This is a genomic window from Mesorhizobium sp. ISC15 (genome assembly GCF_037162615.1).
GTDB classification, from domain to species: Bacteria; Pseudomonadota; Alphaproteobacteria; order Rhizobiales; family Rhizobiaceae; genus Mesorhizobium; species Mesorhizobium mediterraneum.
Genome location: NZ_JAVSPX010000001.1, coordinates 700,456 through 724,616, shown reverse-complemented (window position 1 = coordinate 724,616; position 24,161 = coordinate 700,456). Strand labels below are relative to the sequence as shown.

The following is a 24,161-nucleotide window of genomic DNA, read 5'->3' as shown; positions in this document are numbered from 1 at the left end:
AAAAGGAAAGCGCGATGGACGATCATGGTGAATCGGCGGCGCTCGGCGCCGGGCTTTCCGGCGCGCTGACGGAATTCGGCCACCGGCTGATGGCGCGGGTCTATTATGCCGACACCGATTTCTCCGGCGTCGTCTACCACGCGCGCTATCTCGAATTCTTCGAGCGTGGCCGTTCCGATTATCTCAGGCTTGCCGGCGTCCATCACACCGAGCTCGCCAACGGCAAGCATGGCGAAAGAATAGTCTGGGTGGTGCGGCGCATGGAGATCGACTTTCGCGGGTCCGCCCGCATGGACGACATCCTGACCATCGAGACGCGCACCGAGGACATTTCGGGCGCCCGCATCTTCATGGCGCAGCAGCTGAAGCGCGGTGGCGAGGTGCTGGTCGAGGCGCGGGTCGAGGCGGCGATCATCGGCGAGAATGGCCGGCCAAGACGTTTTCCGAAGGAATGGATCGCGGCCTTCATGCCCAAGGCAAATGGATAAATTACTGACGCCGATGATCCGCTGACGATGCCTGGCGGCCGGCCCAAGGCGCGGCAATGCGCCGCGCTGTACGTCCTAACCCATCCTTAACCATAACGGTTCATGAAGAGAGTGGTGAAGATTGGAGGAATCCAGCGCCTTCCTTTCACCAACATTTGCCCCGAAAAGGCCGCCAACGGTGCATTTTGGGGTTATTCCGGAAGCTTTGCGCGAACGGACCACAAGGGATGCCCATGGGCCAGCCGCCAGCCGTGCCCGGAAAATCTTAAGGACGTAACCATGGAAAATATCGCACTCGCCGAACCGGGCGCGCATTTGTCGATTTGGGCGCTGTTCATGCAGGCTGGCTGGGTGGTCAAGCTGGTCATGATCGGGCTGCTCTGCGCCTCGATCTGGACCTGGGCGATCATCGTCGACAAGCTCGTCGCCTATGGCCGCATGCGGCTCGCGCTCAATCGCTTCGAACAGGTGTTCTGGTCCGGGCAGTCGCTGGAAGAGCTTTATCGCACGCTCGCAGATCGCAAGACCACCGGCATGGGCGCCATTTTCGTCGCCGCCATGCGCGAATGGAAGAAGAGCTTCGAGAAGGGCGCGAAATCGCCGCTTGGCCTGCAGAATCGCATCGACAAGGCGATGGACCTGGCGCTGACCCGCGAAATGGAAAAACTGGAAGGACGGCTTGGCTTTCTCGCCACCACCGGCTCGGCAGCGCCCTTCATCGGCCTGTTCGGTACCGTGATCGGCATCATGACCTCGTTCCAGGCGATCGCCGCATCCAAGAATACCAGCCTGGCGGTGGTCGCACCCGGCATTGCCGAAGCGCTGCTGGCCACCGCCATCGGCCTGCTCGCGGCCATCCCCGCCGTCATCGCCTACAACAAGCTGTCATCGGACGCGAGCAAGATCGCCGTGCGCATGGAGGGGTTTGCGGACGAGTTCTCCGCCATACTCTCGCGCCAAATCGATGAAAAAGTCGCGCAGAAGACCTGAGGAACAATCATGGGAATGTCTGTAGGCGCGGGTGGTGGAGGACGCGGTGGTCGTGGCCACAGGCGGCGCGGCCGCCATCACGCGATGATATCGGAAATCAACGTCACGCCGATGGTCGACGTGATGCTGGTGCTGCTGATCATCTTCATGGTCGCCGCACCATTGCTGACGGTTGGCGTGCCGATCGACCTGCCGGACACGCAGGCCAAGGCGATGAATGTCGACACGCAGCCGATCACCGTCTCGATCAACTCCACCGGCCAGATATATCTCCAGGAGACCGAAATCCCGATCGAGGAGCTGGTGGCGAAACTGCAGGCGATATCCAAGACCGGCTATGATGAGCGCATCTTCATCCGTGGCGACAAATTGACGGACTACGGCACCGCCATGAAGGTGATGGCCCGCATCTCGGCCGCCGGCTACAAGAACATCGGCCTGGTTTCGCTGCAGGAACAGGATCAGTAGACGCAAGATGAGGACGGGCCTCACCACATCGGTGATCTTGCATACGGCAGCGTTGGCCTTCGGGCTGTTCACGCTGTCGTCGCCGCCTGCCATGCCCGCGTCCGACGTGGAATCGGTGTCGGTCGAGATCGTGCCGATAGAAGCAACCGCGCAGATTCTGCAAGGCGACAAGAAGGCCGTGATGCACGAGAAGCCGGCGCCGGTGCCGACACAGCGCCCCGACATCGTTCCCGATGCCCAGAAGGTCGGCGAGAACAGCGTCGACACCGACAAGCCGATAACGCCGGAAGCCAAGCCCAACCCGGTCGATCTGGCCGCCGCACCACCGCCCGCGCCCACGCCGAAAGAGAAGCCGAAGCCGGAGGACGTGCCGAAGCCGAAGGAGCAGCCCAAGCCTGTTCCTGCGACGGAGGTCGCACCGGTCCCGCAGCCGAAGGAAGAGGTGAAGCCGGAGCCAGTCAAGCAGGCGGAGCCTAAGCCGACACCGGCCAAAGAGCCGGCACCGACGCCGCCGCAGGACAAGACCGCCGCCATCGACCCGCAGCCCGAGGTCAAGCCGGACGCCGTCGCCGAAGCAATAACGAAAGAGCAGCCCACCGAGACGACGCAGCTTCCGGACTCTGCGCCCGCCCCGCAGGCGCGGCCGAAGCCGCAGCCGGCCCAGGCCGAAAGCGCCAAGGCGCCGGAGCGCAAGGACGCCGACAAGCCGGTCAAGGAGGCCTCGTCCAAGCCGAAGTCGGAAGACAAGCAGTTCAACGCCGACGAGATTTCCGCGTTGCTCGACAAGCGAAAGCCGTCCGGCGGCGGCGCCAAGCGCTCGACCCAACAGGCATCGCTCGGTGGCGACAAGGATCAGGGCCAGAAGCTTTCAAGGTCGGAGCAGGGAGCATTGGAGGCCCAGCTTGGTGGTTGCTGGACGCTGCCGGCGGGGCTCGAGGGTTCGGAGAATTTCATCGTCGTAGTCCGGTTCAACCTGGACGCCTCAGGCAAGCTGGATGGCCGGCCATCCGTTGAAAAATCGAGCGGAAACCGCCCGTTCGACGAAAGTGCCGTGCGCGCGGTTCAGAAATGCGATGTGGCCGGCCTGCAGGTTCCCGCAGGCAAACAAGACATCTGGGCCGACGTTCGGGTCACTTTCGATCCGAGAGAGATGCTGGGCCTATAGGCTGGGCGCCCCCAAAATCATTGAAGAGAAGCGAGAAGACATGAAATCCATCCTCAAGCCGCTCCTGATGATCGTAGCGATGGCGCTGGGCACGACTGCTGTCGCCACCTTGCCGGCGTGGGCGCTCGTTGAGCTCAACGTCAACAAAGGCAATGTCGAGCCGCTGCCGATCGCCATCACCGATTTCCAGGGTGGCGATGCGCTGGGCGCGGAGATTTCCGGCATCGTCAGCGCAGACCTGAAACGCTCGGGCCTGTTCGCGCCGATCGACAAGAGCGCCTTCATCGAAAAGATCTCGAACCCGGATGCCACGCCCCGCTTCGAGGATTGGAAGGTGATCAATGCCCAGGCGCTGGTCACCGGCAGCGTCAGCAAGGAGGCCGACGGCCGCGTCCGCGCCCAGTACAGGCTGTGGGACACCTTTGCCGGTCAGCAGATGTCGGGCGAGCAGTTCTTCGCCAACGATGCCAATACAAGGCGCGTCGCCCATATCATTGCCGACGCCATCTATGAGCGGCTGACCGGCGAGAAGGGCTATTTCGACACGCGCGTCGTCTTCATCGACGAATCGGGCGCAAAGAATGCGCGCAAGAAGCGCCTCGCCATCATGGACCAGGACGGCGCCAATGTCCGCTACCTGTCGAACGGCAAGTCGATCGTGCTGACGCCGCGTTTCTCGCCGAACCGGCAGGAAATCACCTACATGTCCTATGAAAGCGGCCAGCCGAAGGTCTATCTGCTGCAGATCGAGACCGGGCAGCGCGAGCTGGTCGGCGACTTTCCCGGCATGACCTTTGCACCGCGCTTCTCGCCCGACGGCCAGAAGGTGATCATGAGCCTGCTACGCGACGACGGCAATTCCAACATTTTCGCCATGGATTTGAGAAGCCGCTCGACGACCAGGCTCACCAATTCGGCGGCCATTGACACCTCGCCGTCCTATTCGCCTGATGGCAGCAAGGTGGTGTTCACCTCCGACCGCGGCGGCCGCGCGCAGATCTATGTGATGGGCGCCGACGGTTCGGGCCAGACCCGCATCTCCTTCGGCGACGGTGTCTATTCGACGCCGGTGTGGTCGCCGCGCGGCGATCTGATCGCCTTCACCAAGCAGACTGCCGGTGAATTCCAGATCGGCGTCATGCGCATCGACGGTTCAGGCGAGCGCATCCTTTCAACCGGCTTCCAGCAGGAAGGGCCGACCTGGGCGCCCAACGGCCGGGTGCTGATGTTCTTCCGCGATTCAGCCGGCGGGCCGAAACTCGTTTCGGTCGATCTCACCGGCCGCAACGAACAGTCGATCCCGACTGCGAATTTCGCGTCGGACCCGGCCTGGTCGCCGCTGCTCGAGTGAGAGGAATTGGAGAAATGAAGAATTGAAGAGATGAAGAAAACGGCATTCCTCAACTCTTCAATTCACTCCTTTCCACGGCTTGGTCGCGTTTTAGCCGCATTTCCGCCTACGGTCCGCGCACATTGTGGACCCCTTGGGCGGCCCCTGGCAAAACGGCTGCGGACGGCAGCCGAAACCAAATTTTAACCGTGTTTCTTGAACGCCGGTTAACCCAAACGTGGTTACTGGACGATCAACGAAATCACTCGAATTGCGAAGGAGAGGCGGCATGGGCCGTATCGCAGCACTTACCAGAAACCCGGTGATGATCGCGCTGGTGGCGTCGCTCGCCATCGCCGGTTGCGCCTCGAAGAAGACCCCGAACAGCGCCGCCGATCTCGGCCTCAGCGGCGCCGGCGCGGCAACGCCCGGATCGGCCCAGGACTTCACCGTCAACATCGGCGACCGCATCTTCTTCGACACGGATTCGTCCTCGATCCGCGCCGACGCGCAGACGACGCTTTCGCGCCAGGCGCAGTGGCTGAACCAGTATGGGCAGTATGCCATCGTCATCGAAGGCCATGCCGACGAGCGCGGCACGCGCGAATACAATCTGGCGCTCGGTGCCCGCCGTGCCGCCGCCACCCGCGACTTCCTCGTCGCCAGGGGTGTTTCCGGCCAGCGCCTGAAGACTATTTCATACGGCAAGGAGCGTCCGGTCGCGGTTTGCGACGACATCTCCTGCTGGTCGCAGAACCGCCGCGCCGTCACCACGCTCAGCGGCGCCGGTTCTTGATCGGCAATTCCTGATCGGCAGAAATGCAACACATATGTGCGAAAGGCGGCGACGGCCGCCTTTTTCATGTCCGGCACCCGGATATGAGACTTGAAACAAAATTTGGCCGAAGTCCTGCGTCCTGCTAAGAGCCAAGGCGCCTGACGGTCCCACTCCGATCGGAAGGCATGCAACAGGTAACAATTTCACGGCGAGAGGCACATGCATTTCAGATCGGTCTTGAGCGGCACGCTTGCGCTGCTGCTCGTATCAAGCGTCGCCGCACTTGCTGCCGGTACCGGGGCAAGCGGCAACGAGCAACCTGCAGAAAAAAGCGGCTTTTCCTTCCGCCTGCCGACGCTCGGCATTTTCGGTGAAAAGCCGGGCATTTTCGGTGAAAAGAAGAAGCCGGATCCGGTTCAGTACGCACAGGATGGCACCGGCACTACCGCACTGCAGGAGCAGCTCCGGCAAATGAACGGCAAGATCGAGGAACTCAACTTCCAGGTCCTGCAGATGCAGGAGCAGATCCGCAAGCAGCAGGAAGACAACGAGTTCCGCTTCCAGCAGCTGGAAGGCGGTTCGCAAGGCGCGCCGCAACCAGCGGAGCAGAAAAAGTCGGACGCCACCACCAACACCGACAGCAGCGTCGCCGAGGCTCCGGCGACGCACGCCCCGGCCGATGCGGGCACACCGCCCGCCGGCGCCCAGGGCGAGGACGTCATCGTCGAATCGCCGACGGGCGAACCCGGCAAGGTGATCCCGGGCACGCCGCCGAAGACGTTCGGCACCATCACCGTCGACAAGAACGGCAATGTGGTCGACGCCGACGGCAACACCCAGGCCCATGCACCGGCGCAGAACACCGCCCCAGCCACTAACGATCAAGCCGCCGGCGACCAAGCCACTGGAACGCAGGCCGGCAAGTCCGACGATACGGTGGTCGCGGCGCTGCCTGCCACCGACGACCCGGAGGAACTTTACCGCAACTCCTACCAGTTCATCTTGTCGGGCGACTACAGCACTGCCGAACAGGGCTTTCGCGACCACATCGCCCGCTTCCCCAAGGACGCCAAGGCGGCGGACGCGCATTACTGGCTGGGTGAGTCGCTACTCGGGCAGCAGAAATACCGCGACGCGGCCGAGACTTTCCTCGCCGCCAGCAAGGACTATCCGAAGGCCAAGAAGGCTCCCGACATGCTGCTGAAGCTCGGCGTGTCGCTGGTCGGATTGAACCAGCGCGACGTGGCCTGCGCCACTTTCGGCGAGATCGGCAAGCGCTATCCTAACGTTTCCGGCACGCTCAAGGAACGTGTCAAACAGGAAAGGGCGCTCGCGGCGTGCTAGTTTTTCTCTTGCATGTCGTTGCCCCGGACCCACTTTTGGGCGACATGCATTGATGCTCGAAACCGAGCCTGATCTTTCGGTTTTTTCGAAGATCGACTTTACCAACGGCGCTGTTGCGGCCGTGTCCGGCGGCAGCGACTCGACCGCCCTTCTCCTTCTCCTCAAAGATCACCTCGACCGTAGCGCGCCCGCAACGAAATTGCTGGCTGTGACGATCGACCACAATCTGCGGCCGGGCTCGGCAGCGGAAGCGCGAGCCGTGGCCAGGCTTTGCGCCGCGCGCGGCATTGCCCACCGCATCATGGTCTGGTCCGGGCGCAAGCCGTCGACCGGCCTGCCGGCTGCCGCGCGAAAGGCGCGCTACCGGCTGCTGGCCGAGGCAGCGCAGGCGGAGGGCATCGGCCTCATCCTGACCGGCCACACTGCCGACGACCAGGCCGAGACCGTGCTGATGCGGCACGCGCGCCAGGAGGGGCCGCGAGAGGCAGGGCGAGGCCTTGCCGGCATGGCGCCCGCAACCCTTTACGACTGGCGGATCTGGATCGCACGGCCGCTTCTCGGCACACGGCGTGCGGCGCTGCGCGAAGTCCTGCGGCGCGCGAACGTCGGCTGGGCCGAAGACCCGACCAATGACGACGAGGCTTTCGAGCGGTCGCGCATCCGCGCAGCACTTGCCGATGGCAATGGTGCGCAGGAAGACGCGATGGCGCTGGCCGCACGGGCTGCCGTGGAGCGCGAACAGCTTGGCCATCGCGCGGCCGCGTTGATCCGTGGCTTTGCCAGCAGGCCCGCCGATGGCCTTATCCGTCTCGATCCGGGTTTTGCGACGGCCGGCGACGACCTCGCGGCCGTCTATGCGCTGCGCATCCTGCTGGCGACTGTCGGCGGCGTTGCCTTTCTGCCCGACCAGGCTCGCAGCGAGGCGCTGTTTGCCCGGCTGAGGCCCAGGCCATCTTGCGTGATGCCATTTTATGCTAACCCGTTTTGCGCCACATTGTCGCGGACGGTGGTCGATGCACGGCGTGCCGGCATTTTCCTGCGTCGCGAAACCCGCAACCTGCCGCCCGCTGCTCCTGCCGTGGACAATGCTCTCTGGGACGGCCGCCGGAGGATCACATTGGGCGACGAGCCAGGTGCATTTTTGATCGCGCCGCTCGGCGCGGCTCGTGCCGCAAAACGAGAAATTGCCGAAGACGGCGCGCCGCCAAGCCTTGTCCGCGCGGCCCTGGCGGCCGAGCCGGCGTTGTGGCGCTCAAGTGGACCTCTTGGCGAAAGCCTTAGTCCGGTGCAGGACAGTCCGGCCTTGCCACGAATGGCGGCATGTCCGGTCGTCGCACCTTTTGCCCGCTTCCTGCCGTCCTTCGACCTGGCGCCGGCCGGAACTGTCGCCGCGCTGATCGGCGCGCCGCTCCTCCCTGCCGCGCCTTTCAGCGGCCACACTGCCGGTTGATGATGGGCGAAAGCTTAACCGCGACATGCTGTTCTGCTTGGCAAGGGAGGACGCCATCCCTATGTTAGACCCAAGTTTCCTCTCACGACGCGTGTCCGCCAGCGGACGCCAACGGGACAATTGATGAATCCGAATTATCGCAATCTCGCGCTCTGGGCGATCATAGCGGTCCTGCTCATCGCTCTCTTCAATCTGTTCCAGACGCCGCAGACGCGCGGAGCGGCGAGCGATGTCCCCTATTCGCAGTTCCTGCAGGATGTCGCGGCCGGCCGGGTCAAGACGGTGACCATCGCGGGTGCCCGCATTTCCGGTACCTATACCGACACCTCTACCGGCTTCCAGACCTATTCGCCTGGCGATCCGTCGCTGGTTTCGAGGCTGCAGGACAAGAACGTCACCATCAATGCGCGCCCTGAATCCGACGGCTCCAATTCGCTGTTCGGCTATCTCATCTCCTGGCTGCCGATGATCCTCATCCTTGGCGTCTGGATATTCTTCATGCGCCAGATGCAGTCCGGCTCCGGCCGCGCCATGGGCTTCGGCAAGTCGAAGGCCAAGCTTTTGACCGAAGCGCATGGCCGCGTCACCTTCCAGGATGTCGCCGGCGTCGACGAAGCCAAGCAGGATCTGGAGGAGATCGTCGAATTCCTGCGTGATCCGCAGAAGTTCCAGCGGCTTGGCGGCAAGATTCCGCGCGGCGTGCTGCTTGTCGGCCCTCCCGGAACCGGCAAGACGCTGCTTGCCCGCTCGGTCGCCGGTGAAGCCAACGTGCCGTTCTTCACCATCTCCGGCTCGGACTTCGTCGAGATGTTCGTCGGCGTCGGCGCGAGCCGCGTCCGCGACATGTTCGACCAGGCCAAGAAGAATGCGCCCTGCATCATCTTCATCGACGAAATCGACGCGGTCGGCCGCCATCGCGGCGCCGGCCTCGGCGGCGGCAATGACGAACGCGAGCAGACGCTGAACCAGTTGCTGGTCGAAATGGACGGCTTCGAATCCAACGAAAGCATCATCCTGATCGCCGCCACCAACCGACCGGACGTGCTCGACCCGGCGCTGCTCAGGCCCGGCCGTTTCGACCGCCAGGTGGTGGTGCCGAACCCCGACATCGTCGGCCGCGAGAAGATCCTGAAGGTGCATGTGCGCAACGTGCCGCTGGCGCCCAATGTCGACCTCAAGGTGATCGCACGCGGCACGCCGGGCTTTTCCGGAGCCGACCTGATGAACCTCGTCAACGAATCCGCCCTGATGGCAGCACGGCGCAACAAGCGCCTTGTCACCATGGCCGAGTTCGAGGACGCCAAGGACAAGATCATGATGGGCGCCGAGCGCCGCTCGTCGGCCATGACCCAGGCCGAGAAGGAACTCACCGCCTATCACGAGGCCGGCCACGCCATCCTGGCGCTGAACGTGCCGTCGGCCGATCCGCTGCACAAGGCGACCATCATTCCGCGCGGCCGGGCGCTTGGCATGGTCATGCAGTTGCCGGAAGGCGACCGCTATTCGATGAGCTACAAATACATGATCTCGCGCCTCGCCATCATGATGGGTGGCCGCGTCGCCGAGGAGTTCAAGTTCGGCAAGGAGAACATCACCTCGGGCGCGTCCTCGGACATCGAGCAGGCGACCAAGCTGGCGCGCGCCATGGTCACGCGCTGGGGCTTCTCCGACAAGCTCGGCCACGTCGCCTATGGCGACAACCAGGAAGAGGTTTTCCTCGGCCATTCGGTGGCGCGCACGCAGAACGTCTCGGAAGAGACGGCGCAGATCATCGACGCCGAAGTGCGCCGGCTGATCGACGAGGCCTATTCGACGGCAAAATCCATCCTGACCAAGAAGAAGAAGGAATGGATCGCGCTGGCGCAGGGGCTGTTGGAATACGAGACGCTGTCGGGCGAGGAGATCAAGCAGTTGATCGCCGGCCACAAGCCCGCCCGCGATCTCGGCGACGACACGCCGCCGAGCCGTGGCTCGGCCGTGCCGAAGTCCGGCAGCCGACGCAAGAAGGGTCCGGAGCCCGAAGGCGGCATGGAGCCCCAGCCGTCAAGCTAGGGTCCGGCCCAAGAGGTTGATTTCGAAAACGCCGCGGCTTGGACCGCGGCGTTTTTTGTTCAGGAGGTGGGGAGGACTGCGGAATTGTCCGCGACCTGTACCCGACCTGCAACGTTGGCGATCGGCGAAAGCCGGTGTGGCGGCCAATCTCCCCCCTCGTGGGGGAGATGTCCGGCAGGACAGAGGGGGCACTGTCCCGCCGGTATCTGGGGCTAGGGCGAACTTCACTCTGGCTGTTAGTTCGAATTTCCCTCATCGCCTCGGTTTCGCCGAGCCACCTCTCCCCATTTTCGGGGAGGCGAGGAATCCAAACTAGAATGAAAGCAGCGATCCTTCGCGCCCCCTCTGCCCTGCCGGGCATCTCCCCCACGAGGGGGGAGATTGGCAGCGTCGTCGATGGCGCCTCCTTGCAACGCAAGAGTGGCCTCTCCTGAAGCGGCGAACAAAAAAGCCCGCGAACCTTGCGGTTCGCGGGCTTTCGTTCAGATGCTGCTATCTATCAGCTCTTCAGCGCGGCATTGCACAGGCTGTAGAAGCCGCCGCCCTTCTGGATCCACTTGAGGCCGCCCAGCGCGTTGGCGTCCTTGTTGGCGTAGTACTGATCGAGGCAGGTATGCATACGGCCTTTGGCCGGGGTCTCGGTGCTATATTTCTGGGAGATCGCCTTCGGAAACTTCACACCTTGGGGAGCGGTGACGGTCGGTGTTTCCGGGTCGCTGGTGTAGCTCGCCTCATCGGCAGCCGGCACGGTGTCGTCGTCGGATGCACCAGCACCGCACTGGCTCTTGCGGAAGTCGTTCCACTTCATGCCGTTCAGCGTGTTGCCGGTCTTGGCCGCCTGATATTTGGCGCTGCAGTCCGCCATGCTGAGGCCTTTGCCGGCGTCAGCAGTTGCCGCTGCCTTGGTCGTCGCTGCGGCCGGTTCTACCGTAGCGCTGGCGCCGGCGGCACATGCGCTCTTGCGGAAGTCGTTCCACTTCATGCCGTTCAGCGTGCCGGCAGCCTTTGCAGCCTGGTATTTGGTGCTGCATTCTTTCGCCGTCAGGCCCGGTGCCGAGTCATCAGTGGCCGCTGCCGTCGCAGCCGGTGCTGCCGCGGCCGGTGCTGCCGCAGCGGTAGCGCCGGCGGTGCATTCAGTCTTGCGATACTGGTTCCAGGTCAGGCCGTTCAGTGTGCCGGCGGCCTTGTCTGCCTGATACTTGGTGCTGCACTCTTTCGCCGTCAGGCCCGGCGCGGCGTCATCGCCAGTGGCCGCTGCCGCCTTGGTCGTCGTCTTGGCGGGTTCTGCCGTGGCGCTAGCGTCCGTGCCGCATTCTGCCTTGCGGAACTGATTCCAGTTCTGTCCGCCAAGTGTTCCGGCGTCCTTTGCCGCGTTATACTTGGTGCTGCACTCGGCCATGGTCAGCGCATTGGCAGGCGCCGCCAGGAACAAGGTCACGACGGCAAGACCCGTCAAAGTGGCAAGTCGATGGATGAGCATGCATTTTCTCCCTACAGCGGTTCATGATATGTCCCAGCAAATCAATAGCGCTCAACGGCTGGTTGCGCTAGATGCCAAGTAGCGTAAAAAGTGCCGGAAAGTGTATTCTTTCCGATAAGGTGATGAAATCGTTGCCGGGCGCTGTCTCGCAGCCAAGTTTTTCCGGGTGCATTTGCACGGAGAGCGCGTATATAGCGGTTCGCAGTCAGGAGACTGCCTCGCATGACAGCCAGTCGAACCGGCTGGTGCGGCGGATCCTGAATTCACCTCGGTCTGGAGCAGAACGACGCGCGGATTCCGAATTCAAAGCCATACTGACACACATCAAGAATCCAGATGCGGTTTGAGTTGAAGTTCCTGAACGCTGCTGCCGCAATCAGAGCAGGGAACTTGAAAATCAATACAGTGGCGTGACACAAAACACACAAAACAACAATTTTCTAAGGATTGGAGGCATATAATCATGCATTGTGATGATAGGGCTCGGGCCAATTTGTGGCATGACGTGCCGGGAAAGAACCATCGGGAAGCTGACTAGCATGGCAGGAAGTTATTTCGGCACGGACGGCATTCGCGGGCGCGCCAACAGGTTTCCAATGACGGCGGAGATCGCCATGAGGGTCGGCATGGCCGCTGGCCTTTCGTTCCAGCGCGGCAATCATCGCCACCGCGTCGTGCTCGGCAAGGACACCAGACTTTCCGGCTACATGATCGAGAATGCGATGGTGTCGGGCCTCTGCGCCGCCGGCATGGACGTGTTCCTGCTCGGCCCGATTCCGACGCCCGCAGTCGCCATGCTGGTGCGCTCGTTGCGCGCCGACATCGGCGTGATGATCTCGGCCTCGCACAATCCTTACTATGACAACGGCATCAAGCTGTTCGGCCCGGATGGCTACAAGCTCTCCGACGAGATCGAGGAGCGTATCGAGGGGATGCTCGACAAGGATATCGAGCTGGCGCTCGCCGATTCGGACGGGCTCGGCCGCGCCAAGCGCGTCGACGGCGTCCATGACCGCTATATCGAATTCGCCAAACGCACGCTGCCGCGATCGATGTCGCTTTCCGGCCTCCGCATCGTCGTCGATTGCGCCAATGGCGCTGCCTACAAGGTGGCGCCCGAGGCGCTGTGGGAACTCGGCGCCGAGGTCGTCGCCATCAATGTCGAGCCCAACGGCTTCAACATCAACAAGGAGTGCGGCTCGACCCATCCGGCCGGCCTGCAGAAGAAGGTGCACGAAGTGCGCGCCGATATCGGCATCGCGCTCGACGGCGACGCTGACCGCGTCGTCATCGTCGACGAGAATGGCGCGATCGTCGATGGCGATCAGATCATGGCGCTGATCGCCGAGTCCTGGCATCAGAGCGGACGGCTGGCCGGCGGCGGCGTCGTCTCGACGGTGATGTCCAATCTCGGCCTCGAACGCTTCCTCGGCGACATGAACCTGCAGTTGCACCGCACCAAGGTCGGCGACCGCTATGTCGTCGAGCACATGCGTGCGCACGGCCTGAATGTCGGCGGCGAGCAGTCTGGCCACATCGTGCTGTCCGATTTTTCCACGACCGGCGACGGCCTGGTCTCGGCGCTCCAGGTGCTCGCCTGCATCAAGCGGCAGAACCGGCCGGTCAGCGAACTGTCGAAGAAGTTCGAGCCGGTGCCGCAGCTTCTGAAGAACGTCCACATTTCCGGCGGCAAGCCGCTTGAGGAAGCCCCGGTCAAGGCGGCGATCGAAGATGCACGCCACCGCCTGGGCAAGGCCGGACGCCTGGTCATCCGGCCATCCGGCACGGAGCCGCTCATCCGCGTCATGGCGGAAGGCGACGACCAGCAGCTGGTCGAGGCCGTCGTCAACGACATCGTCGAGATCATTTCAGAAACGCGCAGCGCCGCCTGATCCTGCAGCTTTTGCTGGTCTGAAAAGCCCGCCTTCCGGCGGGCTTTTTCGTTGGGTTGCAGGTCAACGCTGCCCGTAGTTTCCTCGAATTCTAGAGATTCATGGTTAAGCGATACGGTTAAACGCCTTTTAACTTTTCCAATTCATTATCCACGACTGAAGCCAATCACATTCGGACGCGTTCGCTGTGCCGAGGGTTCTCAGGGGTGACAAGCATGTTCAATACAGCAAGAATGGCCCTCTTTGCCGCGCTGTTCGCGGGCGTAGCCGGACCAGTGTTCGCCGCCGACTTCGTCGAGCCGCCCGTGATCGAGCCGGCCCCGCCACCGGCCGTCTACGAGCAGCCGGCCGAATATGGCGGCTGGTACATTCGCGGCGACATCGACTATCATTGGTCGAAGTTTCGCGGCGCCGACTACATCACCTACGGTGACACACCCGGTACCGGCCGCTTCGACAGCGGCAAGCTGGAGAGCGCCTTCTCGGCCGGTGCCGGCGTCGGTTACCAGATCAACCAGCATTTTCGCACCGACCTGACCGCGGACTGGATGAGCAAATCCGATTTCCGCGGCTCGACCAGCGGCTTCTGCGGCATCAACCCCTGCACTTCGACCGACACGTCGTCTTATACGGCGCTGCTGCTCCTGGCCAATGCCTATGTCGATATCGGCACCTGGCACGGCATCACGCCTTATGTCGGCGCCGGCATCGGCGGCGCCTGGGTCAAGTGGGACAAGCTGCACAACACCATTGACGACGATACGTTTGAGCATAGCGGCGGCAAGGGCTGGCGCTTTGCCTATGCGGCGATGGCGGGCGCCTCCTACTGCCTGACCGATCGCGTCAAGCTCGATCTCGGTTACCGCTTCAGCCATATCGAAGGCGGCAAGATGTTCGACTTCGCCAGCGATGTCGGTCCCGGACATGACAAGGGCATCAATGTGCACGAAGTGCGCGGCGGTCTGCGCTATCAGTTCGGCAACTCCGGCTGCGCCCAGCCGGAACCGATCGCCTATGAACCCGAACCGGTCTACACCAAGTAATCGCTTCGACAGCAGGTTTGCGGACCGCCCGGCAAAGCCGGGCGGTTTTCGTTTGTGTCGGGAAGCTCATCAAAATCAATTCGCTAACGTCCTGTTATCCTTAACCGCCACTTAACCACTATGGTTAACAATGCTCTCAAACGGCGCTTGCGATTGCGATGGCGCCACCTTCGGGAGCCGGATCATGACAGTCAAATCGCGCATAGCGCTGGCGCTTGCAGCAATCGCCCTGACGCCGCTGTCGCAGGCACTCGGCGCCGACTACGACCCGCCGATCTATGTCGACCAGGCGCCGGACTACGTGCCGGTCGAAGTCGGTTCGGGATGGTATCTGCGCGGCGATGTCGCTTATTTACCGGAAGAGAGCTTCGAAAATGAGGATTTCGCCTTCACGCCGGCGAGCTTCAGCGACAAAGAAGATCCGATCTTTGCCAGCATCGGCTTCGGTTACCATTTCAACGACTATCTGCGTGCCGACCTCAATCTCGGCTATCTGCCCGGCAACGAGATTGGCGTCGGCTATGACGATTCAGCGATTGCGGCAGAGGCGACCGTGGCATCAGCATCCCTGGAGAACTACGCCTTTTCGGGCATGCTCAATGGCTATGTCGATCTTGGCACCTATGTCGGGATCACGCCCTATCTCGGCGCGGGTATCGGCGTCGTCCAGAGCAAGCGCAAGCTTTCGGCGAGCTATTTCACCGACAATGATGACCCCGCCGACGATTTCGTTCTGCAGGACAACAAGACCCAGTATTCCCTTGCCTATACGCTGAATGCGGGCCTTGCCTATCGAGTGTCCAAGAATGTCTCCGTTGATCTGGGCTATCAGTATTTTTCCGCGCCCGACGCCGAATATGCCACCGCAGAGGATCTGGATTCGTATCCGATCCGCAAAGGGATCAGCAATCATCAGGTCAAGATCGGGTTGCGTTACGACCTCTGGTAGGAGCCGCGCAGGCGACAATCAAGACGGCGGATCTTCGGGTTCGCCGTTCGTGTTTTTAGGCCATGACATTCTCACCACAGGTGACCAGTATCCTGCCAGCGACAAAAACTTTCCCCTTGACGCCTGACGCCTGAACGCATATCGCCGTCCGTGGGCCACCCCTCCCCAACGAGGGGCCACTATCTGGAAGGATAGACCACGATGACGACGCATACGAAGCCCGGACTCCGTCCGGCAAATCCCAATTTTTCCTCAGGTCCCTGTGCAAAACGCCCCGGCTGGTCGGTCGAGGCGCTGATCAATGCCGCGCTCGGACGCTCGCATCGCGCCACGATCGGCAAGACCAAGCTCGAGCAGGCGATCGAGCTGACGCGGGAGATACTTCAGGTTCCGGCAGACTATCGCATCGGCATCGTGCCGGCGTCGGATACCGGCGCGGTTGAGATGGCGCTGTGGTCGCTGCTCGGCGAACGCGGCGTCGACATGGTCGCCTGGGAGAGTTTCGGTTACGGCTGGGTCACCGATGTGGTCAAGCAGCTGAAGCTTGCCGACGTGCGCAGGATCGAAGCCGGTTACGGCGCGCTGCCGGACCTGACAAAAATCGATTTCGACCGCGACGTGGTCTTCACCTGGAACGGCACGACATCGGGCCTGCGTGTGCCGAACGGCGATTTCATCCCGGCCGCTCGCCGCGGCCTCACCATCTGCGACGCCACTTCGGCGGCCTTTGCGCAAAGGCTCGATTTCCAGAAGCTCGACGTCGTCACCTTCTCCTGGCAGAAGGTGCTGGGCGGCGAAGGTGCGCACGGCATGCTGATCCTCAGCCCGCGCGCCGTCGAGCGGCTGGAAAGCTACAAGCCGGCCTGGCCGCTGCCGAAAATCTTCCGCCTGACCTCGGGCGGCAAGCTCATCGAAGGCATCTTCAAGGGCGAGACCATCAACACGCCGTCGATGCTGTGCGTGGAGGACTATCTCGACGCGCTGCGTTGGGCGAAGTCGATCGGCGGCCTCGACGCGCTGATTGCCCGCGCCGACGCCAATGCCGCCGTTCTCGACGGCTTCGTCCGCAAATCCGCATGGCTCGGCCATCTGGCCACCGACCCGGCGACGCGGTCGAACACGTCCGTCTGCCTTTCCTTCACCGACCCGGATGTCGCAGCACTCAATGCCGACGGCCAGGCGGCGTTCGCCAAGGGCATCGTCTCGACGCTCGACAAGGAAGGCGTCGCCTACGACATCGGCGCCTATCGCGACGCGCCGCCCGGCCTGCGCATCTGGTGCGGGGCGACGGTCGAGACCTCCTCCCTCGAAGCGCTGCTGCCGTGGCTCGACTGGGCCTTTGCCACGCAAAAGGCGTCGCTCAAGGCAGCGGCCTGATCCCTCCCCCTTGAGGGGAGGGTGGCCCGAAGGGCCGGGTGGGGTCGCCTCCACCCAGCTCAACGACCCCACCATCCAGAAAGAATCGGCCGCGTCCGGCCGCAACGACCCCACCCCGGCGCTTCGCGCCGACCCTCCCCTCAAGGGGGAGGGGCGCCAATCGCAAAGGATCTAGCCCATGCCCCGCGTTCTCGTCTCAGACAAACTCTCCACCACCGCCGTGCAGATCTTCAGGGATCGCGGCATCGAGGTCGACTACCTGCCCGATCTCGGCAAGGACAAGGAAAAGCTCCTTGAAGTGATCGGTCAGTATGACGGCCTCGCCATCCGTTCGGCGACGAAAGTCACCGAGAAGCTGATCAACGCCGCCACCAAATTGAAGGTGGTCGGCCGCGCCGGCATCGGCGTCGACAATGTCGACATCCCGGCGGCAAGCCGCAAGGGCATCATCGTGATGAACACGCCCTTCGGCAATTCGATCACCACCGCCGAGCATGCCGTCGCCATGATCTTTGCGCTGGCCCGCCAGATACCGGAAGCCAATGCCTCGACCCATGCCGGCAAATGGGAAAAGAACCGCTTCATGGGCATCGAGATCACCAGCAAGACGCTGGGCATCATCGGCTGCGGCAATATCGGCTCGATCGTCGCCACACGCGGCGTCGGCCTGAAGATGCACGTCATCGCCTTCGATCCGTTCCTGTCGGACAGCCGCGCCGAGGAGCTCGGCGTCGAGAAGGTCGAGCTCGACGAGTTGTTCGCCCGCGCCGACTTCATCACGCTGCACACACCGCTTACCGACAAAACGCGTAACATCATCGACGCCGCGGCGATCGCCAAAATGAAGACCGGTGTGCGCATCATCAATTGCGCGCGTGGCGGGCTGGTCGTCGAGGCCGATCTGATCGCGGCGCTGAAAAGCGGCAAGGTGGCAGGTGCTGGCATCGACGTGTTCGAGGTCGAACCGGCGGAGTATAATGAACTGTTCGGCCTGGAGAATGTCGTGGCGACGCCGCATCTCGGCGCGTCGACCACCGAAGCGCAGGAGAATGTCGCCCTGCATGTCGCCGAGCAGATGTCCGACTATCTGATCAAGGGCGCCGTTTCCAACGCCATCAACATGCCGTCGATCACCGCCGAGGAAGCGCCGCGCCTGAAACCTTTCGTCAAGCTTGCCGAAGTGCTCGGCGCCTTTGTCGGACAGGTCACCGAGGATCCGATCAAAGAGGTCGAGATCCTGTTCGACGGGTCGACCGCGACGATGAACACGCGAGCACTTATCAGCGCCACCCTTGCCGGGCTGATCCGGCCGCAGGTCTCCGACGTCAACATGGTGTCGGCGCCGATCATGGTTAAGGAGCGCGGCATCATCGTCGCCGAGGTCAAGCGCGACAAATCCGGCGTGTTCGACGGCTATATCAAGCTCACGGTCAAGACCGAGCATAGGACGCGCTCGATCGCCGGCACCTGCTTCTCTGACGGCAAGCCGCGCTTCATCCAGATCAAGGGCATCAACCTTGACGCCGAGGTCGGCCAGCACATGCTCTACACGACCAATGCCGATGCGCCCGGCATCATCGGCCTGCTCGGCACGGTCTGCGGCGAGAACGGCGTCAACATCGCCAACTTCCAGCTCGGCCGCAACCGGCCTGGCGGCGATGCCATCGCGCTGCTCTATCTCGATGCGCCGTTCCCGGAAAACGTGCTGGAGCAGGTGCGGGCGCACAAGTCGATCGACTCCGCCAAGCGGCTGCATTTCGATGTGGGCGGCGCCTGAATCATCCGCGCCCCGCGTGCTTCCAAAAGCACACGGGGCGTTTCGACAATGACGTCAGAGCGTTTGGATAATCCTTTGACGGCCGTTATTTGCAGGCGAAGCCGGGCGCGATCTTGCATTTGCCGGGACGGGGCCGGTGCGGCTTATGCGGCCGGTGCGGCCGATGCGGACGGTAATGCGGCGGGCGAACGATAATGTGCGGCCGCACGACGATCGGTCGGGAAACATAGACGCGGTCCAGATAGTTTGCGCTGGCCCAGCCCCGTATCCCGGCGGCACGAATTGCGCACCAGCTGCCCTGGCAATCGATCACCGTCACCCTGTGGCCGGCCGGCAATGTTGCGATCCTTGCATAGCCGGGGCCAGGGCCGCTTCGCACATTCAAGGTCCCGGTTGTATAGGCGGTGGCTGCGGAGGCCGATACGGGAAAGGCTGCCAAGCCAACAAAAGCAAGGACAAGCGCCGCAAGCATTCGAAAATTCATGATCGTCTCCATTTCACCGAGATCAGCTAAACTGGTGCTGGGAAGATGAGTTGCGAAAGATGAAAAAGTCAATCTCCAGGGAATGGCGCCGTATATTGGAATGTCCGTATCCTTAATACAGCCGTACTGGTATCTCTGGTTCTTAATACATTAGTTGTTTTGGATATTCGTCCGGCCACTGTTGTAGGGGCTTGGTTCACCATGAGGCTGCGACAGGCTCTGGATCGCACCATCCGCATCCGGCGCCGAACATTTGCCGGCTAAATCGCCATCTTCCTTCCGCTGTATTCGGCGAGGCTGATGCCGCCGAGCACCAGCACGAGGGCCAGCGCCTGATAGAGCTGGAATGTCTCACCGACGATCAGCACCGAGAGCAGCGTGCCGAAGATCGGCACCAGATTGATGAACAGGCCGGCCCGGTTGGCGCCGATCAGCTCGTTGCCCCTGATGTAGAAGATCTGCGAGATGACCGAGGCGCCGATCGCGGTGTAGAACGCGACCGCCCAGCCGCGTGCATCGGGAACGATGACCTTGCCGGCCGCCACCTCCCACAGGAAGAAAGGCAGCGAAGTGGCAAGTGCGGCAATCGACAGCGCCAGCATCAGGCTCTGCCAGCGTATGGCCGGCTTCAGCCGCAGCCCGACCGAGTAGAAGCTGTAGCAAAGCACCGCGATCAGCATGATGGCGTCGCCGAAATTGAGATCCAGCCTGAGGAGCTGGCGCAGATCGCCATGGCTGGCGGTCAGGGCGACGCCGATGATCGTCAGCACGACGCCGGCGATCTGCACCCGGTTCACACGCAGGCGAAACAGCACGAAATTGGCGAGGATGATCACGATCGGTATCGCCGCCTGCTCGATCGAGACGTTGATCGCCGTGGTGTAGTTGAGCGCCGTGTAGAAGATGGCGTTGAAGAAGGTGAAGCCGCAAGCGCCGAGCCCGCCGAGCAGCAACCAATGCTTGCGCACCACCGGCCAGTCCTCGCGCAACGTTCGCCAGCCGATCGGCAGCATGATCAGAACGGCCAGAACCCAGCGCAGGAAGACCAGCGTCATCGGCGAAATGTGGTCGACCGCCAGCTTGCCGGCCACGGAGTTGCCGCCCCACAGCAAGGTGGTGAACAGCAGGAACAGATAGGCGGTTCGATGCATCGCGAAATTTCCAGCCGGGGCGGGCGGGCGAAGGGTCTTTTGCCGACCTATTGTGATGGTTCGCCCAAGTAAATGATGTCAAAGGCGAAAATTGTTGTGCCTGGGGGCGCCTTCGGCGGTAAAGAATGGTCGCGCTCGCCGGGTCTTGACGTTATAGAGCGACGTGCGTCCACTTGGTCGCACACAGTACGCGTCTCGAGGCTTTGAATGTTCGCATCGTGCTCGCCGAAATCGATTCCGATTTTCGGGCCGATGCGATAGAAGCCTGTCGTTTCGAAACCATTTCAAGCCGCTCCGAGCGGCGCCTCAAGGGAAAAGAAACATGGCCAATGTGGTGGTCGTCGGCTCGCAATGGGGCGACGAGGGCAAAGGCAAGATCGTTGACTGGCTGTCGGAGCGCGCCGACGTCGTCGTGCGCTTCCAGGGCGGCCACAATGCCGGCCATACGCTGGTTGTCGACGGCAAGGTCTACAAGCTGTCGCTGCTGCCGTCCGGCGTGGTGCGGCAAGGCAAGCTGTCCATCATCGGCAATGGCGTCGTCTTCGATCCGCACGCCTTCGTCGCGGAAGTGGCGAAATTGAAGGCGCAAGGCGTCGAGGTGACGCCTGAGCGCCTGAAAATAGCCGAAAACACCGCGCTTATCCTGTCCTTGCACCGGGAACTGGACGGATTCCGCGAAGACGCCGCCACTAATTCCGGAACGAAGATTGGCACGACCCGTCGCGGCATCGGCCCTGCTTATGAGGATAAGGTGGGCCGGCGCGCGGTCAGGGTGATGGATTTGGCGGATTTGGAAACGCTGCCCTTGAAGGTCGACAGGCTGCTGACGCACCACAATGCGCTGCGCCGCGGGCTCGGCCACGCAGAAGTCACGCATGACGCGATCATGAATGAGCTGATTTCGGTCGCCGACGAGATACTGCCCTATATGGACCGTGTCTGGAAGATCCTCGACGACAAGCGCCGCGCCGGCGAACGCATCCTGTTCGAAGGCGCGCAAGGCACGCTGCTCGACATCGACCACGGCACCTATCCGTTCGTCACTTCGTCCAACACGGTCGCCGGCCAGGCCTCAGCCGGATCCGGCGTCGGCCCGGGTGCCATCGGCTATGTCCTCGGCATCACCAAGGCCTATACGACGCGCGTCGGCGAAGGTCCGTTCCCGACCGAACAGAAGAACGAGATCGGCGAGTTCCTGGGCACGCGCGGCCACGAGTTCGGCGTCGTCACTGGCCGCAAGCGCCGCTGCGGCTGGTTCGATGCCGTGCTGGTTCGCCAAGCCGTCGCCGTCAACGGTATCAAGGGCATCGCTCTGACCAAGCTCGACGTGCTCGACGGTCTGGACGAGATCAAGGTCTGCACCGGCTACCGCCTCGACGGCGAGGCGATCGATTATCTGCCGGCCAGCCAGGGCGCGCAGGCGCGAGTCGAACCGGTCTACGAGACGCTGGAGGGCTGGAAAGGCACCACCGCCGGCGCCAGAAGCTGGAACGATCTGCCGGCCCAGGCAGTCAAATATGTCCGTCATATCGAGGAACTGATCGGCGCGCCGGTCGCACTCCTTTCCACCAGCCCTGAACGGGACGACACAATACTTGTGACCGATCCGTTTCAAGACTAGATTCTCAGCCGTTCCGGGCATCGCGGCCGATTTGCGGGGGCCGGCCCAGAAACGAAATGCAGGTCGACTGAAGCATGGCAGATTTTGTTGGTGCTCTGAAAAAGACGCTCGATGGCCTTGGCAATCCGACGCCGGAGATACGCGCGAGAGTCTATGAGAAGGCTCGCTCGACCATCGCGGACAAGCTGGCCAAGAACACACCGCCGCTGGCGCCTTCGGTCGTTGCCCAGCATAAGCGCACCCTGGAAGACGCCATCGCCAGCGTAGAGCGGGGCTATGCCAAGCCTGCGCCCGCATCCGATCCGCTGGCGGAACTGGAAGACATCTTCTCCTCCATCGACCGCAACAAGAACCAACCCAGCCATGTCCGGCAGCCGGCAAAGGCCGAGCCAGCATGGCAGCCGGCAAAGACCGAACCGGCATGGCAGCCGACGCCTGCCGCCAAAGCCGCGCCGAACTGGCAAAAGCCGCCGTCCGTTGCTTCTCCTCCAGAGCGCACCGATCCGGTGCCTTCGGACAGGGATTTTCCAGCGGCGGACGAAAAGGGCGACGTCTTTAGAAGCGATGTCTTTTCCAACGAGGAGGAACCGGCGGCGGACACCTTTCCGCGTCTGCGTCCTGCCGAGCGCAAGCGCAGCTATGGCGGGCTGATCGCCGCTGTCGTCGCTCTGCTCGTCGTTGCCGGCGGCGGCTACGGCATCTGGCTGAACAAGGACGCGTTCAGCAATATGCTGGGTCTCAACAGCACCGAGGTCGCAACGATCGAACCGTTGGTCAAGCCTGCTCCGGCCGAGCCGGCTACCGATGCCGCGGCAAGGCCTCCGGCCGCAGCGGCTCCAACGGATGCCGAGGGCGCAAAGTTCACCCAGCGCCTGACGCCCGAGGGCGGTGAGGTCGATCCCGGCCCCGCTGCTTCAGGACAAAGCGGCATCGGAGAGGGCGAATCCGTCGCAGCACTGACCACGCCGCCTCCGGCCGCACCTGCGCCCGCAGCGCCGGGCGGCGATGCGCCAGCCACGAATGCGCCCGCCACGCCAGGTGCAGCCCCTGCGACACCGCCTGCCGATGGAGCAGCGCCGACGCCGGCGGCGCCTACCGACAGCGCAGCCGCCCCGGCAGCGCCGACCCCGAGTGCCACACCGGCCGCGCCGACAGCCGCGCCTGCGGAAACCGCGCTGGCGGTCGGCCAGAAGGCGATCTTCTACGAGGAGCGCACCAGCACCGCCCAAGGCTCAGCCGAGCCCGGCAGCATCGTCTGGTCGCTGGTGCAGGAATCGCCCGGCGGCAATCTGCCGCCCGAGCCGGCAATCCGCGCCGAGGCGAGCATTCCGGGCAAGGACGTGCAGTTGCGCATGACCATCCGCCGCAACACCGACCAAACGCTGCCGGCCAGCCATATCATCGAAATGATTTTCCTGACGCCCGACGGTTTCGACGGCGGCGGCGTCGACAATATCCTGCGCGTCGCCATGAAGGGCTCCGAACAGGATGCCGGTAGTCCGCTGATCGGCATCCCGGCCAAAATCGCCGACGGCTTCTTCCTGGTCGCTCTCAACGACACCAAGGCGGACGAAGACGCCAATCTGACCCTGCTCCGGGGCCAGAACTGGATCGACGTGCCGGTCGTCTACAAGACCGGACGGCGGGCGCTGCTCACCATGGAAAAGGGCATTCCCGGCGAGAAGGTGTTCGATGAGGCGCTGAAGGCCTGGCAGACAAAGACGGCGGGCTGAGGGCCGCGCTCACCAGCCTAACGCTCCCCTTTGGCTCAGAAGCCTTGGAACAGCATGTCGAGTGCTGCCACGATGTCGTCGTGGTGCCTGGTGATATTCAGTCGACTTTCACCCAATTCCTTGGCCGGAACGGTGGCGATCAGATGGGTCGCCATTATCAATTTTCGGCCATTGATCTCGAGGATGGGGTGGAGCTTTCGCATCGGCGGCGGCGTCATTGTTATCGGCAGAAGCGGGATCACTACCCGTGTTTTAAAATCGTCGAGCAGGTCGGATTGAACGTCCAGCAAATAGCTGCCTTCGACCCGGCCCGCGAAGACATCATAGCGTGCCATCAGAACTGCCGATGTTCTTCCAGCGGGATACCGTGCTTTTCGACGTATTCGTTCCACGCCTCGATCGTGGCTCGGTTCTCAAGCTTCCATAGTCGCGCCTTTTCGGCAGCGACAGCCTCTGCGATGCCGGCCTCCGCGGCGCGTGAGACGTTCACGTCAAGCCCCTTGGCTTCCTTCATGAGTTTTGAGTCGATCGACAGGTTTGCCGGCTGGCGAACCGCGTTCAAGGCTAGCTTGCGCATTGTGACCTCCGC

General features: G+C 62.7%; 21 protein-coding genes. 16 read left to right on the top strand and 5 right to left on the bottom strand.

The features are described from left to right. The first annotated feature begins 14 nt into the window (after nt 1–14). The 9 genes from ybgC to ftsH all read left to right on the top strand — a co-directional run bounded on the left by ybgC (nt 15) and on the right by ftsH (nt 10,065). Complete coding sequence (ybgC, locus tag RPG13_RS03615) at nt 15–488, top strand: tol-pal system-associated acyl-CoA thioesterase (RefSeq protein ID WP_292397808.1); 474 nt, start codon at nt 15–17, stop codon at nt 486–488. A 279-nt stretch (nt 489–767) separates the two neighbouring features. Beyond that, nucleotides 768–1,478 carry a protein TolQ gene (gene tolQ, locus RPG13_RS03610; protein WP_095487401.1) on the top strand — a complete coding sequence of 237 codons (711 nt, stop codon included), beginning with the start codon at nt 768–770 and terminating at the stop codon, nt 1,476–1,478. A 9-nt stretch (nt 1,479–1,487) separates the two neighbouring features. After that, nucleotides 1,488–1,946 (top strand): protein TolR, encoded by a 459-nt coding sequence (gene tolR / locus RPG13_RS03605; protein WP_127206219.1) that lies wholly within the window; start codon nt 1,488–1,490, stop codon nt 1,944–1,946. 7 nt (nt 1,947–1,953) lie between these two features. Continuing rightward, a complete protein-coding gene (locus tag RPG13_RS03600; RefSeq protein WP_337124419.1) occupies nt 1,954–3,111 on the top strand; it encodes an energy transducer TonB family protein in 1,158 nt (385 codons plus the stop codon). Nucleotides 3,112–3,178: 67 nt separating this feature from the next. Continuing rightward, nucleotides 3,179–4,462 (top strand): Tol-Pal system beta propeller repeat protein TolB, encoded by a 1,284-nt coding sequence (gene tolB / locus RPG13_RS03595; protein WP_337126978.1) that lies wholly within the window; start codon nt 3,179–3,181, stop codon nt 4,460–4,462. Nucleotides 4,463–4,730: 268 nt separating this feature from the next. Beyond that, nucleotides 4,731–5,237 carry a peptidoglycan-associated lipoprotein Pal gene (pal, locus tag RPG13_RS03590; RefSeq protein ID WP_095487393.1) on the top strand — a complete coding sequence of 169 codons (507 nt, stop codon included), beginning with the start codon at nt 4,731–4,733 and terminating at the stop codon, nt 5,235–5,237. A 201-nt stretch (nt 5,238–5,438) separates the two neighbouring features. Beyond that, nucleotides 5,439–6,563: a tol-pal system protein YbgF gene (gene ybgF / locus RPG13_RS03585; RefSeq protein WP_337124418.1), complete on the top strand. Its 1,125-nt coding sequence runs from the start codon at nt 5,439–5,441 to the stop codon at nt 6,561–6,563. Between the two features lie 52 nt (nt 6,564–6,615). Then, the gene (gene tilS, locus RPG13_RS03580) at nt 6,616–8,013 is read left to right on the top strand and encodes a tRNA lysidine(34) synthetase TilS (protein ID WP_337124417.1); all 1,398 of its coding nucleotides are present in this window, start codon (nt 6,616–6,618) and stop codon (nt 8,011–8,013) included. Between the two features lie 123 nt (nt 8,014–8,136). Beyond that, a complete protein-coding gene (gene ftsH / locus RPG13_RS03575; protein ID WP_065011263.1) occupies nt 8,137–10,065 on the top strand; it encodes an ATP-dependent zinc metalloprotease FtsH in 1,929 nt (642 codons plus the stop codon). Nucleotides 10,066–10,564: 499 nt separating this feature from the next. Here ftsH and RPG13_RS03570 read toward each other — a convergent pair whose 3' ends face one another. Further along, nucleotides 10,565–11,545, bottom strand: a complete 981-nt coding sequence (locus RPG13_RS03570; protein WP_442921326.1) for a hypothetical protein — start codon at nt 11,543–11,545, stop codon at nt 10,565–10,567. Nucleotides 11,546–12,084: 539 nt separating this feature from the next. Between RPG13_RS03570 and glmM the strand changes: the two genes are divergently transcribed. The 5 genes from glmM to serA all read left to right on the top strand — a co-directional run bounded on the left by glmM (nt 12,085) and on the right by serA (nt 18,583). Beyond that, a complete protein-coding gene (gene glmM, locus RPG13_RS03565; protein ID WP_128286521.1) occupies nt 12,085–13,437 on the top strand; it encodes a phosphoglucosamine mutase in 1,353 nt (450 codons plus the stop codon). A 215-nt stretch (nt 13,438–13,652) separates the two neighbouring features. Next, nucleotides 13,653–14,480 (top strand): outer membrane protein, encoded by an 828-nt coding sequence (locus RPG13_RS03560; RefSeq protein WP_127288389.1) that lies wholly within the window; start codon nt 13,653–13,655, stop codon nt 14,478–14,480. 184 nt (nt 14,481–14,664) lie between these two features. After that, nucleotides 14,665–15,429 (top strand): outer membrane protein, encoded by a 765-nt coding sequence (locus tag RPG13_RS03555; protein ID WP_126104545.1) that lies wholly within the window; start codon nt 14,665–14,667, stop codon nt 15,427–15,429. A 201-nt stretch (nt 15,430–15,630) separates the two neighbouring features. Beyond that, a complete protein-coding gene (locus tag RPG13_RS03550; RefSeq protein ID WP_337124412.1) occupies nt 15,631–16,806 on the top strand; it encodes a phosphoserine transaminase in 1,176 nt (391 codons plus the stop codon). Nucleotides 16,807–16,984: 178 nt separating this feature from the next. After that, the gene (gene serA / locus RPG13_RS03545) at nt 16,985–18,583 is read left to right on the top strand and encodes a phosphoglycerate dehydrogenase (protein WP_127205988.1); all 1,599 of its coding nucleotides are present in this window, start codon (nt 16,985–16,987) and stop codon (nt 18,581–18,583) included. Nucleotides 18,584–18,668: 85 nt separating this feature from the next. Here the strand turns inward: serA and RPG13_RS03540 are convergent, their stop codons facing one another. Then, entirely contained in the window at nt 18,669–19,067 is a 399-nt protein-coding gene (locus RPG13_RS03540) for an SH3 domain-containing protein (RefSeq protein ID WP_127205987.1), read from the bottom strand. A 260-nt stretch (nt 19,068–19,327) separates the two neighbouring features. Beyond that, complete coding sequence (locus RPG13_RS03535; RefSeq protein ID WP_127205986.1) at nt 19,328–20,218, bottom strand: DMT family transporter; 891 nt, start codon at nt 20,216–20,218, stop codon at nt 19,328–19,330. A 322-nt stretch (nt 20,219–20,540) separates the two neighbouring features. Between RPG13_RS03535 and RPG13_RS03530 the strand changes: the two genes are divergently transcribed. Next, nucleotides 20,541–21,839 (top strand): adenylosuccinate synthase, encoded by a 1,299-nt coding sequence (locus tag RPG13_RS03530; protein ID WP_095487377.1) that lies wholly within the window; start codon nt 20,541–20,543, stop codon nt 21,837–21,839. A 74-nt stretch (nt 21,840–21,913) separates the two neighbouring features. Further along, nucleotides 21,914–23,572, top strand: a complete 1,659-nt coding sequence (locus tag RPG13_RS03525; protein ID WP_337124409.1) for a hypothetical protein — start codon at nt 21,914–21,916, stop codon at nt 23,570–23,572. 35 nt (nt 23,573–23,607) lie between these two features. On the opposite strand, the gene RPG13_RS03520 is transcribed toward RPG13_RS03525, so the two are convergent. Beyond that, a complete protein-coding gene (locus tag RPG13_RS03520) occupies nt 23,608–23,907 on the bottom strand; it encodes a CcdB family protein (protein ID WP_095487375.1) in 300 nt (99 codons plus the stop codon). Then, entirely contained in the window at nt 23,907–24,149 is a 243-nt protein-coding gene (locus RPG13_RS03515; protein ID WP_095487682.1) for a type II toxin-antitoxin system CcdA family antitoxin, read from the bottom strand. The genes RPG13_RS03520 and RPG13_RS03515 overlap by 1 nt, the downstream gene beginning before the upstream one ends. Nucleotides 24,150–24,161 lie beyond the last annotated feature (12 nt).

What these genes read in the sequence shown, in the direction of transcription:
- ybgC (WP_292397808.1), top strand. Translation starts at nt 15, where the DNA reads ATGGACGATCATGGTGAATCGGCGGCGCTCGGCGCCGGGCTTTCCGGC.
- tolQ (WP_095487401.1), top strand. Translation starts at nt 768, where the DNA reads ATGGAAAATATCGCACTCGCCGAACCGGGCGCGCATTTGTCGATTTGG.
- tolR (WP_127206219.1), top strand. Translation starts at nt 1,488, where the DNA reads ATGGGAATGTCTGTAGGCGCGGGTGGTGGAGGACGCGGTGGTCGTGGC.
- RPG13_RS03600 (WP_337124419.1), top strand. Translation starts at nt 1,954, where the DNA reads ATGAGGACGGGCCTCACCACATCGGTGATCTTGCATACGGCAGCGTTG.
- tolB (WP_337126978.1), top strand. Translation starts at nt 3,179, where the DNA reads ATGATCGTAGCGATGGCGCTGGGCACGACTGCTGTCGCCACCTTGCCG.
- pal (WP_095487393.1), top strand. Translation starts at nt 4,731, where the DNA reads ATGGGCCGTATCGCAGCACTTACCAGAAACCCGGTGATGATCGCGCTG.
- ybgF (WP_337124418.1), top strand. Translation starts at nt 5,439, where the DNA reads ATGCATTTCAGATCGGTCTTGAGCGGCACGCTTGCGCTGCTGCTCGTA.
- tilS (WP_337124417.1), top strand. Translation starts at nt 6,616, where the DNA reads ATGCTCGAAACCGAGCCTGATCTTTCGGTTTTTTCGAAGATCGACTTT.
- ftsH (WP_065011263.1), top strand. Translation starts at nt 8,137, where the DNA reads ATGAATCCGAATTATCGCAATCTCGCGCTCTGGGCGATCATAGCGGTC.
- RPG13_RS03570 (WP_442921326.1), bottom strand. Translation starts at nt 11,545, where the DNA reads ATGCTCATCCATCGACTTGCCACTTTGACGGGTCTTGCCGTCGTGACC.
- glmM (WP_128286521.1), top strand. Translation starts at nt 12,085, where the DNA reads ATGGCAGGAAGTTATTTCGGCACGGACGGCATTCGCGGGCGCGCCAAC.
- RPG13_RS03560 (WP_127288389.1), top strand. Translation starts at nt 13,653, where the DNA reads ATGTTCAATACAGCAAGAATGGCCCTCTTTGCCGCGCTGTTCGCGGGC.
- RPG13_RS03555 (WP_126104545.1), top strand. Translation starts at nt 14,665, where the DNA reads ATGACAGTCAAATCGCGCATAGCGCTGGCGCTTGCAGCAATCGCCCTG.
- RPG13_RS03550 (WP_337124412.1), top strand. Translation starts at nt 15,631, where the DNA reads ATGACGACGCATACGAAGCCCGGACTCCGTCCGGCAAATCCCAATTTT.
- serA (WP_127205988.1), top strand. Translation starts at nt 16,985, where the DNA reads ATGCCCCGCGTTCTCGTCTCAGACAAACTCTCCACCACCGCCGTGCAG.
- RPG13_RS03540 (WP_127205987.1), bottom strand. Translation starts at nt 19,067, where the DNA reads ATGAATTTTCGAATGCTTGCGGCGCTTGTCCTTGCTTTTGTTGGCTTG.
- RPG13_RS03535 (WP_127205986.1), bottom strand. Translation starts at nt 20,218, where the DNA reads ATGCATCGAACCGCCTATCTGTTCCTGCTGTTCACCACCTTGCTGTGG.
- RPG13_RS03530 (WP_095487377.1), top strand. Translation starts at nt 20,541, where the DNA reads ATGGCCAATGTGGTGGTCGTCGGCTCGCAATGGGGCGACGAGGGCAAA.
- RPG13_RS03525 (WP_337124409.1), top strand. Translation starts at nt 21,914, where the DNA reads ATGGCAGATTTTGTTGGTGCTCTGAAAAAGACGCTCGATGGCCTTGGC.
- RPG13_RS03520 (WP_095487375.1), bottom strand. Translation starts at nt 23,907, where the DNA reads ATGGCACGCTATGATGTCTTCGCGGGCCGGGTCGAAGGCAGCTATTTG.
- RPG13_RS03515 (WP_095487682.1), bottom strand. Translation starts at nt 24,149, where the DNA reads ATGCGCAAGCTAGCCTTGAACGCGGTTCGCCAGCCGGCAAACCTGTCG.